13 protein-coding genes are annotated in these 20090 nt (G+C 35.9%); 7 read left to right on the forward strand and 6 right to left on the reverse strand.

Annotation, left to right across the window (positions count from 1 at the left end; all coding sequences use genetic code 11):
* Positions 1-81: 81 nt before the first annotated feature.
* From FQU21_RS01485 to FQU21_RS01500, 4 genes are read left to right on the forward strand one after another with little or no spacing between them, the layout of a single operon-like run.
* Entirely contained in the window at positions 82-444 is a 363-nt protein-coding gene (locus FQU21_RS01485) for a hypothetical protein (RefSeq protein ID WP_147676255.1), read from the forward strand.
* A gap of 1 nt (position 445) precedes the next feature.
* Positions 446-865: a GreA/GreB family elongation factor gene (locus FQU21_RS01490; protein WP_147676256.1), complete on the forward strand. Its 420-nt coding sequence runs from the start codon at positions 446-448 to the stop codon at positions 863-865.
* A gap of 58 nt (positions 866-923) precedes the next feature.
* A complete protein-coding gene (locus FQU21_RS01495) occupies positions 924-1313 on the forward strand; it encodes a hypothetical protein (protein WP_147676257.1) in 390 nt (129 codons plus the stop codon).
* A gap of 10 nt (positions 1314-1323) precedes the next feature.
* Positions 1324-2148, forward strand: a complete 825-nt coding sequence (locus FQU21_RS01500; RefSeq protein WP_147676258.1) for a universal stress protein — start codon at positions 1324-1326, stop codon at positions 2146-2148.
* A 102-nt stretch (positions 2149-2250) separates the two neighbouring features.
* Here the strand turns inward: FQU21_RS01500 and miaE are convergent, their stop codons facing one another.
* Together miaE and recG are read right to left on the reverse strand one after the other, a co-directional pair.
* Entirely contained in the window at positions 2251-2832 is a 582-nt protein-coding gene (gene miaE / locus FQU21_RS01505; protein ID WP_147676259.1) for a MiaE family protein, read from the reverse strand.
* A gap of 43 nt (positions 2833-2875) precedes the next feature.
* Positions 2876-4981 carry an ATP-dependent DNA helicase RecG gene (recG, locus tag FQU21_RS01510; protein WP_147676260.1) on the reverse strand — a complete coding sequence of 702 codons (2106 nt, stop codon included), beginning with the start codon at positions 4979-4981 and terminating at the stop codon, positions 2876-2878.
* A gap of 108 nt (positions 4982-5089) precedes the next feature.
* On the opposite strand from recG, the gene FQU21_RS01515 reads away from it, so the two are divergent.
* Positions 5090-7048: a M1 family metallopeptidase gene (locus tag FQU21_RS01515; protein WP_147676261.1), complete on the forward strand. Its 1959-nt coding sequence runs from the start codon at positions 5090-5092 to the stop codon at positions 7046-7048.
* Here the strand turns inward: FQU21_RS01515 and FQU21_RS01520 are convergent, their stop codons facing one another.
* Positions 7049-8044, reverse strand: a complete 996-nt coding sequence (locus tag FQU21_RS01520) for a PorP/SprF family type IX secretion system membrane protein (protein WP_147676262.1) — start codon at positions 8042-8044, stop codon at positions 7049-7051.
* 13 nt (positions 8045-8057) lie between these two features.
* Positions 8058-13976, reverse strand: a complete 5919-nt coding sequence (locus tag FQU21_RS01525; RefSeq protein ID WP_147676263.1) for a PKD domain-containing protein — start codon at positions 13974-13976, stop codon at positions 8058-8060.
* Positions 13977-14174: 198 nt separating this feature from the next.
* Between FQU21_RS01525 and FQU21_RS01530 the strand changes: the two genes are divergently transcribed.
* Positions 14175-15095, forward strand: coding sequence for a patatin-like phospholipase family protein (locus FQU21_RS01530; protein ID WP_147676264.1), 921 nt, complete (start codon positions 14175-14177; stop codon positions 15093-15095).
* Here the strand turns inward: FQU21_RS01530 and FQU21_RS01535 are convergent.
* The gene (locus FQU21_RS01535; RefSeq protein ID WP_147676265.1) at positions 15087-15608 is read right to left on the reverse strand and encodes a DUF7935 family protein; all 522 of its coding nucleotides are present in this window, start codon (positions 15606-15608) and stop codon (positions 15087-15089) included. The genes FQU21_RS01530 and FQU21_RS01535 overlap by 9 nt on opposite strands.
* Positions 15609-15951: 343 nt before the next feature.
* Complete coding sequence (locus tag FQU21_RS01540; RefSeq protein WP_147676266.1) at positions 15952-17499, reverse strand: FMN-binding glutamate synthase family protein; 1548 nt, start codon at positions 17497-17499, stop codon at positions 15952-15954.
* A gap of 228 nt (positions 17500-17727) precedes the next feature.
* On the opposite strand from FQU21_RS01540, the gene FQU21_RS01545 reads away from it, so the two are divergent.
* On the forward strand, positions 17728-20013 hold the full coding sequence (locus FQU21_RS01545) for an ATP-dependent helicase (RefSeq protein ID WP_394348394.1): 2286 nt from the start codon (positions 17728-17730) through the stop codon (positions 20011-20013).
* Positions 20014-20090 lie beyond the last annotated feature (77 nt).

The following is a 20090-nucleotide window of genomic DNA, read 5'->3' on the forward strand; positions in this document are numbered from 1 at the left end:
TAGTTAATAATAAAAAAGAAAAAAGTAAAGTTCATTTTTCAATATAAATTTAAATCACATTTAATATTAAAAACAAAATTTATGAAGACGTATATTATTGCAAGTTTTATGGTTTTAGGGAGTTTAAGCATTAATGCTCAAGATGATGTTAACAAAGGAGCAGCATTAAAAGTAGGAGATGTTATTGAAATAGGGAATCCTTCAACAAGCAAGTATAAACACATTAAGTTTCCTCGCGCAAATTTCATTATTAAACGAAATGGGGTAGCAGATTATAAAAAGGCTTTAGGAAATCAAGTGGTTGTTACCAATGTGGAAACTATTAAAGAAGGTGAAACTAGAATTAGTGTAAAACGTAAAGATGGAAAACGGTTTTTTAACACGGTATCTAATATTTCCATTAGTTTAGAAAAGGCTTTAGCGGCTAACGAAATTAAAATATAATATGAAATACGGGAGCTTAATATTAGAAAAAAAGGAATATGTGTATTTAAAACGCATACTTAATGTGTCGGGTTACGCGGGAGATTTTGAAAATCAGAAATCTTTAAAAAAATTGAGTGAGGAACTTAAGGAAGCGCAAATAGTTGATAATGAAAACATGCCAAGTGATATTATTAGATTTAATAGCAAGGCAACGTTAGTTTTCGAAAATGGCTTAGAGAAAACCTTGCAATTGGTTATTCCAACCGAGCGCGATGTGCAAAAGAATAAAATTTCAATTATGGCGCCTATGGGGGCGGCATTAATTGGTTATGCCGAAGGCGATACCATTATTTGGGATTTTCCAGGGGGGAGACACCATTTAAAAATCGCCATAGTAAATCAAGAAGAAATCACAAAAGGGGTGAATTTAGTGATTTAAAAATGAGTGAAAATGAAAGTAGAACAGGTAACAATTCATATTTAATAGATATAGTTTTTTGAATAACATTTTAACACATAAAATAGACAATCAAAGACGTCTTTGTATTCAGAAAGATTTAAAAGAATTAAATCTTTGGTTGTATACATTGGAGCAATTTAATAATAAATTAGACTGCTTTAGTGTCTTAGAAAAACAACTGATTCAGAGTGCTTCAGTTTCAAATAGCATAAAAGTATTACGACGAAAAAATGTTTTAATTATGGGAACATTTTGTAAATACAGTCAAGATTTGAAAAATGAATTTGAATATGGCCAAACAGAGTATAATGACGTAAGAGCGAAATGGCATGAAAAAAAGCGCGAGGAATACAAGCAGCTTTTACAAGAGTGCACAGCTTTCGAAATGCATATTTATAAAGTGTTAATGCGGTATAAACTTAAATAAATTAGAAAACATGAAAAAGATTTTAATTCCTACAGATTTCTCTGAAAATAGCTATAAAGCTATAGATTACATTTTAGAACTTTTTAAAAATGAAGTCTGTGTGTTTTATTTTCTTAATGTTTATAATTATGGAACACATGGTTTAAGCGCTATTGAGATGCTTCAAGCCGATGATGAATGGTTTGAAAAGCCTAAAGAAAATTCCTTAAAGCAATTAGGGGATTTGTTAGAAGAATATACTGTAAATAGAAACGATGCAAAGCACGAATATCATGTTATTTCCGAAAGTTTAAGCTTGGTTAAGGCGCTTGAAAAACACACCAAAAAACTAAATATAGATTTAATTGTTTTGGAAGGCAATACTAAAGTTAATAAGAATATTGAAACTGTTGTTGGTGAAATGAGAACTTGTCCTGTGTTGATAGTACCTCGAAATGTATTTTTTAATATAGGTATAAACCTAACAATAGCTTCAGATTTTATGGATTCGGTAAGGACTATAGAAATAGATAATTTTCTAAAAACCTTTAAAAACACTTCCTTAAAGGTGAGTATTTTGGTGTTAGGAGATCAAAGTGCTTTTACAGATGAGGTGAATAGAAACATGATGTTGTTGTTTAATCATTTAGAATACGGGTTAGGGGTTTCGGTAAAAGTAGAGTTTGCAGAACAGTCTAGTAATTTAAAAGCTTATGCTGCTTCTCACTTTAATAATATAATGTGCGTTGTTGATAACAAACCCGGGATTTTAAGAAAATTCGGAATTTATAAATCTAAAGTGATATCAACTATAGAAAAATTTCACAATCATCCTGTTTTAACAATTCATCAGTAAGGATGAAAAGGAGCAGCAGTTCTAGTTATTGTGTTCAACAATTGATTTTAGAACTGTTTGAGTAAAAAAAATAGCGCTTTCCTGAAAAAGGGAAGCTGCTATTTACCCATGGATCGTTTCCGATTTTCCATAATTCTGAATCACTTCTGCTTCAAAATCAATAAGTTCTTGCCAGCGTTTATCAACATCAATTGGTTTTCCGTATTTGCGGGCAAAGCCAATAAAAGTGGTGTAATGTCCAGCTTCACTTATCATTAAATCGTGATAAAATTTGGATAATTCGGGATCTTTAATTTTTTTAGAAAGCAGTTTAAAACGTTCACAACTTCGGGCTTCAATCATGGCAGAGAATAAAAGCCGATCTACCATAGATTGCAGCCGATTTCCGCCCTTATTCATAAATTTGTAAAGCTCGTTAACATAACTGTCTTTACGTTCGCGACCGAGCGTAAAACCGCGTGCTTTTATAATGTTGTGTACCATTTGAAAATGCTCAATTTCTTCTTTAGCAAGTTCAAGTAAATCCGTTACTAAATCTTCGTGTTCCGAGTTTAGCGTTACTATAGTTATGGCGTTGGTTGCAGCTTTTTGTTCGCACCAAGCGTGATCGGTTAATATTTCTTCAATATTCGATTCTACAATATTTACCCAGCGCGGGTCGGTAGCTAATTTTAAACCAAGCATGTTATTCTGTTTTTTGTAAAAGTAGTTATTTGAAACTAAAAGTCTAACTAATATAATTCCAAATGTTTTTGTATTTACTCAACGATTTATAAGTATTTAAAATAGGCAGGTTTTCTGGTTTCGATAAGCTTCTATCGTCGTTTAGTATGGCTTTGGCATGGTATCTGGCATGCTGTAAAATAGTGTTATCTTTAATAATATCGGCAATTTTTAGATTTAAAACACCACTTTGCTGCGTACCCATAATATCTCCGGGGCCACGAAGGCGTAAATCCACTTCGGCAATTTCAAAACCATCGTTGGTTTTTACCATGGTTTCAATGCGTGTTTTGCTATTGGCACTTAGTTTGTGTCCCGTCATTAAAATACAATAACTCTGCTCGGCACCACGACCAACACGGCCACGTAATTGGTGTAATTGCGATAAACCAAAACGTTCGGCACTTTCAACAATCATTACAGAAGCGTTGGGTACATTTACCCCAACTTCTATCACGGTGGTGGCCACCATAATTTGAGTTTCGCCTTTTATAAAACGTTGCATTTCGAATTCTTTGTCGGCTGGTTTCATTTTTCCGTGCACAATAGAGATTTGATATTCGGGCATCGGGAAGTCTCTCGAGAGACTGTCGTATCCATCCATCAAATCTTTATAATCCATTTTTTCGTTTTCTTTTATAAGTGGATAAACCACGTAAACTTGGCGCCCTAATTTTATTTCATCACGAATAAATCGGAATACATTAAGACGGTTTTTATCATACCGATGTACAGTTTTTATAGCCTTTCTTCCGGGTGGTAATTCATCAATAACCGAGATGTCTAAATCGCCATAAACCGACATGGCTAAGGTGCGTGGAATTGGTGTTGCCGTCATCACCAAAACGTGTGGAGGCGAGGTGTTTTTATGCCATAATTTACTGCGTTGTGCCACCCCAAAACGGTGCTGTTCATCTATAATAGCGAGGCCTAAATTTTTAAATTTTACTTTGTCTTCAAGTAGGGCGTGGGTGCCAATTAAAAGCTGTAATTCGCCACTTTCTAGTTTTTCATGAATCACTCTTCGTTTTGAAGTTTTAGTTGAGCCTGTTAGTAGTTCTATACTGATTTTTAGTTCTTTAGATAGTTCTAGTAATCCATTATAGTGTTGGACTGACAAAATTTCAGTCGGCGCCATTAAGCAGGCTTGAAAATCGTTGTCAAGTGCCATGAGCATTGACATAAAGGCGACTATGGTCTTTCCGGAGCCTACATCGCCCTGTAAAAGCCGGTTCATTTGTGCATTACTGCCTAAATCCGATCGAATTTCTCGTAAAACTCGTTTTTGTGCACCCGTTAATTCGAAGGGTAAATGGTCTTTATAAAATGTATTAAAATAAGTGCCCACTTTATCAAAAGGAAAGCCTTTTATTTTCAATTTATGAATTAAATTTTTAATGATTAATTGCAGCTGAATATAAAATAATTCTTCAAATTTTAATCGAAATTGCGCCTTAGAAAGTAGCTCTTGGCTCTTCGGAAAATGGATGTTAAAAAGCGCCTCGCTTTTCGAAATTAAATTTAATTCTGAAAGTAAATTATCGGATAAAGTTTCAACAAATTTCCCGTTGGTATCCAGAAAAATTTGCTGCATGGTTTTATTAATCACCCGATTTGTAATGCCTTTATTAGCCAATTTTTCGGTGGAAGGATATACCGGTTGCATGGCCGAACGCATGTTACTTTCATGTTCGGATAACAATTCCATTTCGGGGTGTGGCATGCTAAATTTTCCGCCAAAAGCATTCGCTTTTCCAAAAGCAACATAGTCAACATGCATTTTTAAATTGTCTTTTATCCATTTTTGACCACGAAACCAAACCAATTCCATGCTGCCTGTGTCATCAACAAAATTAGCAACAAGGCGTTTGCCTCGTTTTTGAGCCACTTCTTTAAAACCTGTGATTTTTCCAATAACTTGTATATCGGCATTACTTTGTTGCAGCCTACTTATTTTGTAATACTGCGTACGATCTATATAGCGATTTGGGAATAAATTCAATAAATCTTGAAAGGTGTGAATCCCCAGTTCCTTCCGCAAAGCATCTGCTCGGTTGGGACCAATGCCTTTTAAATAATCTATTGGAGTTTGTAGGTAGTTACTTTTCACAAAACTAAACTAGAAATAATTATCAAATTACAATAATTTTATGACTTGTTTTTAATATTTCAACCGAAAAACTTATATATTGGTTTCGTTTTTGAAAAGGATTTATTTATGAAATTGGTGTTGTTTATAGTCATTTTTGCTTGGAATTTCTCGTTTAGTCAGCAAACAGAATTTGTCGATTTTACTCATGCGAAAGCTCAGATTTCATTTGGAGATTTGTCTAAAAAGGAAGTTGAAGGCCACATAGTTTATCAATTTGAAATATTAAAAAACACCGATTCTATTTTTATAGATGCTAAAAATTTTCAGCATATTTCCTATGTTTTAGATGGACAATTTCAAGATAGTCTGTACAATGGCAATCAGCTTATTGTAAAACATCCGTTTAAAGCAAATACAAATCATTTTATTGAAATATCGTTTAAAACCAGCCCTAAAAAAGCCCTGTATTTTATTGATTGGAATTACCCGGAAGGTAATAAACAAATTTGGACACAAGGGCAGGGGAAGTATACCAGTAATTGGTTGCCCTGTTTTGATGATATGAACGAAAAAGTCGAGTTTGATTTATCAATCACTTTCGATACGCGTTTTGAGGTGATGGCTAATGGAAAGCTTGTTGATAAAACCGTTGAAAACAACCTCGCAACCTGGCAGTATAATATGCAACAGCCCATGTCTAGTTATTTATTGGCTTTAGTCATTGGGAAATATGCTAAACATACTGAGGTTTCAAAAAGCGGGATTCCCTTAGAAATGTATTTTTATCCTGAAGATTCTTTAAAGTTTGAACCCACTTATCGTTATTCTAAGCAAATGTTCAACTTTTTGGAAGATGAAATTGGAGTGCCCTATCCGTGGCAAAATTACAAGCAAATTCCGGTAAAAGATTTTCTGTATGCCGGGATGGAAAACACGAGTGCGACTTTGTTTTCGGATGCTTTTGTGGTAGATTCTATTGGCTTTGTTGATAAGAACTATGTAAATGTGAATGCGCACGAATTGGCGCATCAATGGTTTGGGGATTTGGTTACCGAAACTTCTGGAACGCACCATTGGTTACAGGAAGGTTTTGCAACCTATTACGCGCTTTTAGCAGAACGCGATGTGTTTGGTGACGATTATTACTATTGGAGGCTTTACGAGTACGCGCAGGAGTTATTGACCCAAGATAAAGCAGGAGCAAGTACGTCGCTATTAAACCCGAAATCGAGTAGTACTACGTTTTATAAAAAAGGGGCTTGGGTTTTGCATTTGCTACGCGAGCGTGTTGGGGATGCCGCTTTTAAAAAGGGTGTAAAAAATTATTTAGATAAACATCAATTTAAAAATGTGGAGACGGAAGATTTTATAACTGAAGTTGAAAAAACAAGTGGGCAAAACTTATCTGAATTTGTTGAGGTTTGGTTGAAAAGTGACACTTTACCTTTTGAAAAAATGATGAATAATTTAGTTGAAAATTCAAATGAAATAAAACGTTTTAATACGCTGGATTTTGAGCAACCTATTGATGATTTCGATAAGTTTTTAAGTCCGAAATATAGCAATGCTTTTCAGGAACGAGTAGTAAGAAAATTGGGAGATCGATTAAATAAAACCATATTACCATCAGAAAATATAAAAGTTCGTCAGGCTATGGCTCAATTGATAAACGAAATCCCTTCAGAATTAAAAATCGAATACGAGTCGTTTTTAGACGATGCATCTTATGTTACAAAGGAAACAGCTTTATTTAATTTATGGGTGAATTTTCCGCTGCAGCGTGATGAATATCTTAATAAAACGAAAGGTGTTGAAGGCTTTAACGATAAAAATGTACGGCAACTTTGGCTCACTTTAGCTTTAGTAACGGAAGGTTTTGAACCTGAAAATAAAAAAGGATATTTTGATGAGTTAACTAGTTATACAAGTCCGAAGTACGGTTTTGAAATCCGTCAAAAAGCTTTTCAATATTTAAATGAAATACAGGCTTGTAATTCAACTTGTCAGGAAAATTTAAAAGCAGCCAGGACGCATCATAATTGGCGTTTTTCAAAATTTGCAAAAGATCTATTGAAAGCCGAATAGTTATTTTCTTCGTTCTAAATTCGCTGGATTTCTACACACTAAACAACCGGTTAAGTAAGTTACGGATAGTTCGTAAACACCATCGGTTCGTCCTATGTTTGTTGTGTTAATGTCATAAGAAAAGCCAAATCTTAATTTTTCAATTTCTAAACCAATAAAAGTATTTATGGAGGTTAATAAATGGCTGTTGGCATCGTTTTTAGACGGGTTTGTAACGGCCATAGCGCCAAACATTATTTTACCCATTTGTACTGTTGAACCAATATCTAAACGATTGTAAGGCCCTTGTTGCATGTAATTCATGGAAACCATCATATCGAAATAATCGTAATATGGAAATTTGTAATTGGCATGTATGGAATAAAAAACATCTAAAGGCACAACACCATTTTCTGAAAACGAAATATTTGGGGTGTTCAGGTGTTTAAAAGAAGCGCCTAGCCATAAATCGGTGTTGTTGCGGGTGTTTCTTTTATCGAAAACAAAACTGGCGGCAAAATCCATAAAGGTAATTTTTCGATTACCGTTTTGCCCAAAAGGATCGGAGCTAATAGGGTTGATGGTGCCGTTGCTGATGTTAATCTGGTCGGCTAAAAGTAAGTTTTGAAAATTGAGTGATTTTTGTCCAAAACCAACTTCAATGGCCGGTCTAAAATACCAATCGTTTCTTAAAGGCACATGATAAGCAAAGCTGGCGTTGCCTTGCAAGTGGTTGTAATTGGTGTTGTTTTCATTTTGGTTGATAATACTAAAACCAAAACCACCAACGTCCTGTATCCAAGAATTGTAAAAGGCGTATTCCGTGTTGACTCTTAAATTTAAATTGGGCCATTGGGTTCTGTGAATAATACCGAAATAAGTGGCGTCTTCAAAACCAGCAAATCCTGGGTTTATAGTTTCTGGAACCATAAAGTATTGTGAAAATATGGGGTCTTGAGCACTGGCTTTAAAAATAAAGCAACTTAAGACTAATAGCATATGTAATTTTAATTTCATCTTTTGGTTTGCTTTATTTTATAGATGTGAATTTTCCTTTTCGAGTAATGGTTTCACCATAAAATGTTTTTGCTGTTAATGTAAAATAGTAATTGCCGTTTTCGGCATCGTTATCTTTTATTTCACCATTCCAACCTTGTAATTGATCTCCTTTTTCCGAATAAACCAAACTGCCCCAAGTATCGAAAATATTAAATTCAAAGTCTGAAAGTGCTATGGCTTCGGGAGCAAAATAGGGGTTTAATGCATCACCATTTGGAGTAAAGGCGTTTGGCATAATCAGTTTGTAACCGTTGGTAATTATTAGGTCTGTTGTTTTTGTATAGACACAACCAAATGCAAAGGTTACGGTTTGTGTTACCGTAAAAGTGCCTTCTTTAAAATAGGTGTGTTCAGGATTTTCTTCACCTGAAAAATTACCATCTCCAAAATCCCAAGATACCGATATAAAGCCAGGTGTTGAGGTGTTTGTAAACTGAATAGGATCTTGTATGGAGTAAAATCCAAAAGTAGACAAGGTATTTGATGTAGAATTGAAATCTGGATCGCCTAAAATAGGATTTTCAACATTGTAAGATAAAGTGCTAGTGCAGCCTATATTATCGGTTACTTCAATAATAACAAGACCGTTAAATGTGGTATTCATAATTTCGCCATTGATACCACTAACGGTTCCACTAGACCAAGAATAGGTGTATGGGGGCACGCCTCCAGAAGCTTCGGCAATAAAAGACTGATTGAATGTTTTAGTATCGCAATCGAATTGGGTGTCTGTTGTGATATTAATTTCAAGAGGTTCAAAACGGTTGATGTTCCAACTTCCTGAGATCTCACAGTTATTAGCATCGGTAACCGTAACTGAATAATCTCCAGGAGGAATATTGGATAAATCTTCCGTAGTTTCTCCATTCGCCCATAGGTAGCTTAATGGTAACGTACCACCTGTAACAATTAAATTTATAGCGCCGCTATTGGCATCATCACAATCTAAAGCATCCGTTTTGTTTCCGGAAAGGGTAAGTTCATCAGGTTCTGTAATCACAAATGTTTCTGTAATTACACAAGGTGTGCCATCGGTTATAGTCACGGTGTAAGATCCTGGTCCAATGTTGTTTCGTTCTAAGCCAGCAGTGGGGTCGTCGTTCCAATTTAGGGTAACGGGGTCAATGCCTCCAACCAGGTTGAGTACAATTCGAGCATCATTGGCTCCGTAGCAAGATACGTGGGTAACGTTTGGTGTTATTTCATAAACAGGAACATCGTCAATAATAACTGTTGTTTCTTTTGTGCAATTTTCAGCATCGGTTACAGTAATAATATAGGAGCCAGGCGATAGGTTGGTTTGGGAATATCCCGTGCCTAAATTACTCCAAGCTATGCTGTAAGGCGGAGTTCCTCCAGTGATATTGTTAATAGTGATTGATGCGTCATTGTCGCCATAGCATTTAATTTCTGTAGCATTATAGTTTATCTCAATGTCGTCTTTTTGTGTTATCATTACACTTAATGTCGCAGTACAATTGGATGCATCGGTTATTGATAGTTTATAAACTCCTGCAATTAATCCGGTTAAGTTTGAGTTACTACTTGTAAAACCATTTGGGCCTTGCCATGCATAGGAATACATTGGTCGACCTCCGATAGCATTAATATTAATTTCTCCAGTAGCCGCTCCAAAACAAAGAATATTTACCTGGTTAACAAGTTTAGCTTCGAGTAAAGGAGGTTCAATAATATCGAATGTTTTTGTTATTGCTGTACAGTTATTCGCATCGGTTACAGAGACTTCATAAGTTCCGGGTCCCAGATTGTCTAAATCTTCTGTATTTGAAAAAGGAACACTGTTTTTAGTCCATTTATAGGAGTAAGGGGCGGTACCTCCTGAAATTTCAATGCCAATGCTACCATCATTAGCACCGTTACATGAAATAGTATCAGGATCAAAATCAACACTACTAAAAACCAGTTCTTCCGGTTCTGTAATGGTAACTATTTTTTTGAACGGGCAACCACCTAAATCAAGGATTTCCAGTAAATAATTTCCTGGTTCTAGGTTTGAAATATCTTCTGAATTACTTGAAAATCCATTTGGTCCTGTCCAAGATATTTGATAAGGATCACCTGTTGGAAATGGAATGCCTTTGGTAACTGTAATATCTAAAGCTCCTGAATTAGAAGTGTAGCAGCTACTATTTGTTTGATTAAAAGTAACTATTATTGCTGGGTTTACTGTAAAGGTTATTTTAAAGGGGGTGCCTGTACAGGTACCTGTTGTAGGGGTAACGGTATAGGTTGCAGTCCCTGGGCTGGTAGTTGTGTTTGTTAGTGTCTGACTAATTAAGGATTGTGCAATGTTTTGGCTAGAGCCTCCAGTGACACTTCCCGCAGGGTTAATAACAGGGTTGCTCCAAGTGTAAGTGGTTCCGGTTGGAACAATATCAGTTGAAATTCTTGTGGGATCAATAACGAATGTACTTCCACTACAGATTAAAAGGGTTTTATCATTTATAACCGGAGTGCTATTTATTGTTATTTTGGCGGTGTTGGATGTAATTATAGAACAACCACCAGAACTGAAGGTGATAGTAACATAATAATATGTTGTGCCATGGGTGGTTTCTGGAGGTGTAAATGTTGATGTTGTTTCTAACGGGATAGCCGTACCAGAGGTTGTGTTGTCTACTGTGTTAGCGTACCATTGGAAAGTGGGGGTGCCTACACCTCCTGTATATGTTACGGATAGTGGGCTTAAGGTGTTACCTGAGCAATAGTTGTTAGAAATTGGTTGATTGGAGAATCTTGGAGCTGGATTTACAACAACTTCGGAAGTTGTGCTTGTCACTTCACAACCTAGACCGCTTTGTGATATTTCAACATAATAATATGTGGTTCCAGCCGCTGTTGTTGGTGGAGTATAAACTTTAGAGGTCGCTCCTGAAATTTTAGTTCCTCCAGAATTGTTATTGGTTGTATTTCGAAACCATTGGTAATTGTAAGTTGTTCCAATACCTCCTGTGGCAGTCGCATCTAAGTTTTGAGCAGTTGTACCTTGACAAAGTGTTTGAGTCGTTATAGGTTGAGTAGAAATAGTTGGGTCGTCCACAACTATAACTTCTGCCGCATCACTAGTAATATCGGTACAGCCACTTCCACTTAGTGAAATATGTACATAGTAAAAATAGCTGCCTGTGGTGTTTAAAGCAGGAGGTGTGTAGTTTTTATTTGTAGCACCAGAAATAGCAGAACCACCAGTATTAGAGTTTGTAGTATTACTATACCATTGGTATGAAATGGTACCTGCTCCCCCTGAGTGTATGGCGTTTAATGCTGAAATAATACCACCACTACAAATAATTTGGGTTGCTAGTGGTTGGGTGTCTATTTGAACAGGCTTAACAATTTCAATTTGTGCAGGGTTAGATGTAATTAAATTACAAGCAGAGCCTGATGTATAGGAGACTTCACAATAATAATAAGTATTGCCAATACTAGAATTTGGTGGTGTATATGTTGCACTTGTTTCACCAGTAAGTATAGTACCTGTAGTATTATCATTAGTGGTGTTACTGTACCATTGGTAGGTTGGCGTTCCAGGACCATTTGTGGTTACCGATAAGGTTGCAATAGGGCCATTTACACAAATACCTTCAGAGACGGGATGCGCTGTAAAACGAGGAGTGGTATCTACTGTAATTATTAAATCTACAGGGTCACCTGCACAACCTCCAAAAGTAGGGGTAATTGTGAAAATAACATCTCCAGCGGTTGTATTAGTATTATATAGGGTTTGTTCCGGAATAGTAGCCGAGGTGCCTGAACTTGTAAAACCAGTAATTCCGGATACAGATGTTGCTGTCCATTCAAATGTGGTACCTGGAATATCTGAAGTTAAAACAACTTCAGCGGTATTTGTCCCTGAGCAGATAACTTGACTTAAATTTGTATTGGTTATTGTAGGAACTGGATTTACTATAAAATCTTCAGTATCTACAACCGGTCCGCAACTTGTGGAAAATGTAAAAGTTACTTGATAATTCCCCGGCGTGGCATAAGTAATAGTTCCAGGGTCTAAGGTGTTTGCTGTAGCGGGTGAGCCTCCAGGGAATTCCCACTTGTATGTTAGGGGTTCGCTTGACGGAGCACAGGTCTCTACTGTGGCAGTTGGGTTAATTGAGGCTTGACCACAAAAATCTGCAATAGGGTTGATTTCCGCTTTAGGTGGTTGTTTTACTTCAATAGTTTTTGTAACATCTGCACTTCCACAAGAATTTGTAGCTGTTAATTTTATGGTGTAAGTTCCTGCTGTTTTAAAGTTGAATTCGGGTTGGGAAGATTCTTCATTTGTGCCATTTGTAAAACTCCATTGTTCTGTACCCGTTGCACAAAATCCTGAAGTGTAATTAACTTCCCATAGGTAGATTTCTCCGCCACAACTAGATGCTAAATTTGTTGTTGTTTGTATGTTTAATGGTGCACAACCGTTATTGGTATTTAGAATAAAATCTGCAACAATTGGCGGTTCAATACAAATGGTTTTTGTGGCCGTTGTTGATCTACCACAAAAGTTTTCGGCATATAAACTAACGGTATATGTTCCTGGTGAGGTGTATTCATGGATAGGGTTTTTGTCGTTTGAAGAGTTTCCATCTCCAAAGTCCCAATAGTAGTTTATATCAGGGTTACAGTTAATATTATATCCCGCTGATGTGTTATTAAAGGTTATTCCTGTGTTTACACAACCTATTTCTTGAGTTTCAAAGTCAGCTTTTGGCTTTTCTAGTATACTTACTGGGCCTACCGTAAGAATGGTTTCACTACATGAAGTTGAAATTCTTAAAGAAACACTGTAGCTATCATTAGGGCAATTGGATGCCGTATAAGTATGCGGAATGGGGTAAGGTTTAGAGTTTGCAGGAGTGCTAGAATCATAGTAACTAGAAGCTTCTAGTTGGGATTGCGTGTATGTTTCTGTCGCGCCATCTCCAAAATCGACCTCGTATTTAGTGTCGGGCGAATTTTCGCCCCAAGTACTAATAGAGAAAATTAAAGGCGCTACTGGTGTACATAAATTAACGGTATTCCCGGGAGAAACAATAGCTCCTGTAGGATTAGTAGAGTTTTTTATTAAATAAGTAACCTCGTTATCACAATTTGTTCCATAACCTGTAATTCTCATATTATAAGACCCTAATTGTGTATAAGTATGTGTGGCAGGGAAAGTGGCATTTGTTTCAGGAGTACTGCCATCACCCCAATGAATAGTGTATGAACTTATACAAGCTGAAACATCTGAAATACCAACATTAATAGTGTATAATGCATTTGTTGTGTTATACCCGCAGTTATTAAAAGGGTCGGTAGGGTTGTTAAGGTCTGTAAACTCTAATTTCGGCTTTTCTTTAACCGTAATTTTTTTTGTGATATTGTTGGTTTCACCATTTTTGTCTGTTGCAACTAGGGAGATATTGTAATCTGTGCTTCCGCAACCTAAAGCAGTAAACTTATGGGATGGGTTTGCAAGAGTAGAAGTTGTTCCATCGCCAAAATTCCAAGCATAGTTAAAAGGGCCCTCTCCTGTAACTATAGAAGTGAAGTTGATAGATGTTCCAGAGCAGGTATTGTTATTGTTAAAATTAAAATCTACAGTTGGAGGTGTGACATCGGTTTTAGCGCTTGTGGTATGATTGTTTAATTTTTTTGTGTTTTTAGAACGGTTTGCTACTTGGTTAATTAAGCTATAGGTGTTTGTAATAGGCTGTTGAGTGTTTTTAAAGGTTGGGAATAGCGTTGCGGTTTTAGCATTGGTTTGCGGTATAAAAATGTTTGCTGAAGTTACATTATTAAAAAAACCACGGGTGTTAAGGTTAATGCCAGAGTATAAGCTACATACTATTGTAAGCAATAAAATGGCTTGAAGAAAGTACTTCTTCATAGGGATTGGGGTTGGTTTATGGTTATTTACATGTTTTAAAACGGTAAAATTAAATAAATATTTTTCGTGGCAACATAAAACTAATTGGAATTTGAAATTTTTTTTATTTTGAAAAAATAATAGAAAATGTATTGCTTTTATTAGAAATTAAGTAGAAATGCTATTTCTTGTTTATATTTACCAGAATAAATAATTTAAATGAGAGCATTAGTAATATCGGGAGGCGGAAGTAAAGGAGCATATGCAGGTGGCGTAGCTCAATATTTAATGCAGGAAGAAGGGCATGAATACGATTTGTTTTTAGGAACATCTACCGGAAGTTTATTGGTTCCGCATTTGGCAGCAGGTAAAATTGATAAAATTTATGATGTTTTTACAAACGTTAAACAACGAAATATTTTTAGTATAGATCCTTTCGTAAAACGTAAAAAAGGCGATCGTGAGTATGTTACTATCAATTACTTTAATACGTTAATTCAGTTTATTAAAAGCAAACGCACTTTTGGAGAAAGTAAAGCGCTAAAAAGGTATTTAAAAAAACATTTTACTGAAGAAGAGTTTAATTTAATTCGTAAAACCAAAGAAGATGTGGTTGTTACGGTGTCTAATTTATCAAAAAACAGAGTCGAATATAAGTCGATAAAAGATTTTAATTACGATGAGTTTTGCGATTGGATTTGGATTTCGTGTAATTATATTCCGTTTATGTCTTTAGCAAAAGTAGATGGTTTTGAGTATGCCGATGGTGCTTTTGGTTGTGTTGTACCAATTCGAGAAGCTATTTTACGTGGTGCTACTGAAATTGACGCGGTAATTTTAGAATCGGAAAATATGCAGTATAATAAAGTGCTTGGTAAAAATCCGTTTTCTTTAATGCTAAATTTGTTTGGGCATTTGTTGGATCAAGTCGAGCGTAGCGATATTACTATTGGCAAATTGGCTGCAAAATACAGAAACGTGCAGCTTAATTTATATTATACACCATCGAAACTTACCGAAAATTCATTGATTTTTAATAAAAAACACATGACTACTTGGTGGAAGCAAGGTTTTGAATATGCAAAAGCAAAAAGTCACGAAGCTCGCTCTAATGAGTTACGTCAAGATATTTTACCATAAACTTTTTACTTCTTCTTTTATAAAAGCAAGCGCGGCATCGGTTGGTGCGTGGCGTTCCATCATTTCGGTTAAAACCACCTCGCGAAGTTTGTTTGCGGAATCTGTTTTTTCCAACATACTCGCTTTTCTAATTAATTGAATAGTCGCATTTTTCGATGTAACTAAAATACTCCAACATTTATCGCTTACATAAATCTGTTGCGATAAATTGTGTTCAAATTCTTGTTCTATGGTGCGTATTAGTAGGTCTTCATATAAATCTTTGTCTTCTGAGGTTGGAGTAACTCTAATGAGTAATTTAGAAGGAGTAATACGCTCTAAAAAAAGCACCATGCGCTCGTAGGCCTGTAAACGCAGAGGCATAGCGTGGACTTGTAAGTCTTTTTTTAGTAAAAAACGTCGTCTGCCATCTTCATTTTTAGTGTGTTCTTTAAAAAAGTAATAAGCAATTATCCCGGTTACCAATGTTGGTAAGGTGTACATGCAGAGGTCTATTATTCGACTTATTTCCATAAAATCGCTGATTTTGCAACAAACTTAAGTGGTTTAGGTTAATTCTACAAAATTAGTTTAAACTTTGATCATTGTTTTAAAACCTGTAGCTGATAACTTGAGAGTAAGAGATTGAAACAGCATGCTTTTTGCCAAAGCGGAAAGTTATTGGTTTAATTTTGTGCGTGTTTTTGTATAAATTGTTTAAGCTGTAGAAATAGATGGCTGTGTTTTGTAAAAAGATATAGTGGAAAGCCCGACTTGCTAAGGGTACGCCCTAATATCTCTTTAAAATATGATAATGATTAAAAATAAAACAGCCTAATCAAAGGAGTTAGGCTGTGTAAAAGGTGTATGGTATTGGTTAATTTTTACCTCCCAAATATTCACAATCTTTTAAACTTTGCATGCCATTAAAAGGGACTTTAGTTTTTTCATACATATAGGTTCTGCTTAAGTCTTTTGCTAAATCGTTACCGTCTATATTTATTTCTATATCCGTCATTTTAAATTGGCAAGGATGTTCGTAACCAGCTGCATGTGTAATTTCTACTAATTCTTTTCGGTAGGTTTTAAAATATTGAGCCAAACGTACAGATTTTAATGTCGTATCTATCCCATTTTGTGTCCATTTATTTTGAGTAGCAATTCCTGCAGGGCAGCGGTTGGTATGGCAAACTTGTGCTTGTATGCAGCCAATACTCATCATAGCTTCACGCGCCACGTTTATGCAATCTACACCCATAGCAAAAGCCATAGCGCCTTTGGCTGGGAAGCCTAATTTTCCACTTCCAATAAATACAATACGTTCGCTTAAGCCTTTATCTTTAAACATTTTGTATACATCGCTAAATCCGTAAACCCAAGGTAAAGAGACATGATCGGCAAAACTTGGTGGTGCAGCGCCTGTTCCGCCTTCGCCACCATCAACGGTAATAAAATCTGGGCCTTGTCCTGTTTTTTGCATAATATCGGCAAGCTCTTTCCATTGGTCCAATTTTCCAATAGCAGCTTTTATACCAACAGGTAATCCTGTGGCTTCGGCAATTTTTTCAATAAATGCTACCATTTCTGGTACATTAGAAAATGCTTTGTGATTTGGAGGTGAAAGCACATCTTTTCCCATTTCTACATGGCGAATTTCTGCAATTTCTTTAGTTATTTTAGCAGCTGGTAAAACGCCGCCTTTTCCTGGTTTTGCTCCTTGTGAAAGTTTGATTTCTATGGCACGAATAAACGGATTTTTTTCTACTAGCGCCACCAGTTTTTCCATAGAAAATCCACCGTCGGCCGCACGTACACCAAAATATCCTGTTCCAAAATGAAAAATAACATCGCCACCGTTGCTGTGGTATGGCGATAAACCACCCTCTCCGGTATTGTGATAGGCGCCTGCTATTTTTACACCTTTATTCATAGATTCCACAGCTTTTGCAGATAACGAACCAAAACTCATAGCCGATACATTAATAATAGATCCCGGACGAAATGGTTTTTTACGCTTATTGAATTCCCCCATAACTTTGGCGCAAGGCAAAAATGTTTTGTCTGTTTTATGTGGGTGGTTTTCATCCGTTACTTCAAAAGGCATCATAGCATTATTGATAAAAATGTGTTGATGCTGAAAAATATCCCTGTCCGTTCCAAAACCTTCATAGTTGTTTTCGTTTTTTGCCGAAGCGTAAATCCAACCACGTTCAATTCTGTTAAAAGGTAATTCTTCACGGTTATTGGCTACAAAATATTGACGCATTTCGGGACCAATACTTTCCAACCAATAGCGTAAATGGCCAACAATTGGGAAATTGTGGCTAATTGTGTGTTTGTTTTGGAGTACATCGCGAATGGCTACTATAGCTAAAGCAATTAGCACCCATGCCCACCAAGAGAGGTTTCCAAGAAAATCTAACATATCTTTTTTTATTTGAATAACTTAGACGTAAAGATATTTAAAACTTAAATATTTAGGTTAATTGTTCATAATTTTTAATAATTCAGACTTAAAAAGCTCATAACAATAGTTAATTTTACATCTTAAAAGGAATAGGGTTTGAAAAAGGATTTAGAGAAGGAGTTACAAGAACAGTTAGGAAAGTTAAACGAAGCACAATTAGCACCAACTATACAAAAGGATGGTCCTATGATCGTTATAGCTGGAGCAGGCTCCGGAAAAACACGTGTGCTTACTTTTCGTATTGCTTATTTAATGAGTCAGGGTATCGACCCGTTTAATATTTTGTCGTTAACCTTTACCAACAAGGCGGCACGCGAAATGAAAGAACGTATTGCAACTATAGTTGGAAATAGCGAAGCTAAAAATTTATGGATGGGAACCTTTCACTCGGTATTTGCTAAAATATTACGTGTGGAAGCTGATAAATTAGGCTATCCGTCTAATTTCACTATTTACGATACTCAGGATTCCGATAGGCTTATTTCGTCTATTATTAGAGAAATGGGTCTCGATAAAGATCTTTATAAATACAAACAAGTTCGTTCTAGAATTTCATCTTATAAAAATAGTTTAATTACGGTTCGTGCATATTTTCAAAATCCAGAATTAAAAGAAGCCGATGCTATGGCCCGCCGACCGCGAATGGGGGATATTTACAAGGAATTTGTAGATCGCTGTTTTAAAGCTGGTGCCATGGATTTCGATGATTTACTATTGAAAACCAATGAGCTTTTAACCCGTTTTCCGGAAGTGTTAGCAAAATACCAAAACCGTTTTCGTTATATTTTGGTCGATGAGTATCAGGATACAAACCATTCTCAATATTTAATTGTTCGAGCTTTATCCGATAAATTTCAAAATATTTGTGTGGTTGGTGATGATGCGCAGAGTATTTATGCCTTCCGTGGTGCCAATATTAGTAATATTCTTAATTTCCAAAACGATTATGATAATGTGAAGGAATTTAGACTGGAACAAAATTATAGATCGACCAAAAATATTGTAAACGCAGCAAACTCTATTATAGATAAAAATGAAACCAAACTAGAAAAAGTAGTTTGGACAGCCAATGATGAAGGTCCGAAAATAAAAGTTAACCGATCGTTGACCGATGGAGACGAGGGGCGTTATGTAGCCAGTACCATTTGGGAAACTAAAATGAACGACCAATTACCTAATAGCGATTTTGCTATTCTGTATCGTACCAATGCCCAATCGCGTTCTATTGAGGATGCCTTGCGTAAACGCGATATTCCGTATCGAATTTATGGTGGTTTATCCTTCTACCAAAGGAAAGAAATTAAAGATGTTTTAGCTTATTTAAGGCTTATTATTAATCCTGCCGATGAGGAAGCTTTAAAGCGTATTATAAATTTTCCGGCTCGAGGTATTGGTCAAACTACGGTTGACAAATTAATCGTAGCGGCCAATGGATATAAGCGTTCTATTTTCGAGGTGATGAAAAACATTGATAAAACCGATGTTAAAATCAATGCTGGAACAAAAACAAAGCTTAAAAACTTTGTGACTTTAATTGAAACGTTTCAAGTGCTGAATGAAACAGCCGATGTTTTCGAATTGGCCGAATATGTAACACGAACCGCAGGGATTATTACAGAATATAAAAAAGATAGTACTCCCGAAGGTGTTGTTAAAATTGAAAATATAGAGGAGCTTATCAATGGTATGAAAGATTTTGTGGAAGGCCAAAAGGAAATAGCCGATACCACAGGTAATTTAGCCGAGTTTCTTGAAGATGTTGCCTTATCCACAGACATGGATGCTGATAAGGGCGATGCCGATCACGTCGCTTTAATGACGATTCACTTAGCGAAAGGCTTAGAGTTTCAACATGTTTTTATTGTTGGTTTAGAGGAAGATTTATTTCCAAGTGCTATGAGTATGAATACGCGTAGCGAACTTGAAGAGGAACGCCGTTTGTTTTATGTGGCTTTAACCCGTGCCGAAAAACAGGCGTATTTAACTTATGCCTTGTCGCGTTACCGTTGGGGGAAATTGGTAGATTCCGAGCCGAGTCGATTTATAGAAGAGATAGACGAGCAATATCTTGATATTGTTACGCCAATCGAAGAGCGCCGATTTAACCCTATGCTCGATGCTAATATTTTTGGTGATGTTACAGATAATAAACCGGTTAATCCTAATAAAATTAGATTTAAACCTGCAAAACAGGCGGTACTTAAAAAAGGAGGGCCAACAAAAGCTGCTCCTGAAAAATTTAACGTCACAACACCTAAAAATTTAAAACCTGTTGCTAAAACGGCAAGTGATAAGAATTTGTTTGATAGTAAATTGGCAGTTGGTAATATGGTAAAACATATTCGTTTTGGAACTGGTGAGGTTATGAAAATTGAAGGAGCTGGCGCCGATATGAAAGCGGAAATCAACTTTCAACATGGTGGTTCTAAAAAATTACTATTGCGTTTCGCTAAGTTGGAGGTTATAGGATAAGTTTATTTGTTGCTTGATTTTAATTTATAAAGTTGTTAAAATTTTCTTAATACCAAAAGTTATTTTTCTATTTGGCA

The sequence above is a fragment of the Algibacter pacificus genome, from assembly GCF_008033385.1.
Taxonomy (GTDB): domain Bacteria; phylum Bacteroidota; class Bacteroidia; order Flavobacteriales; family Flavobacteriaceae; genus Algibacter; species Algibacter pacificus.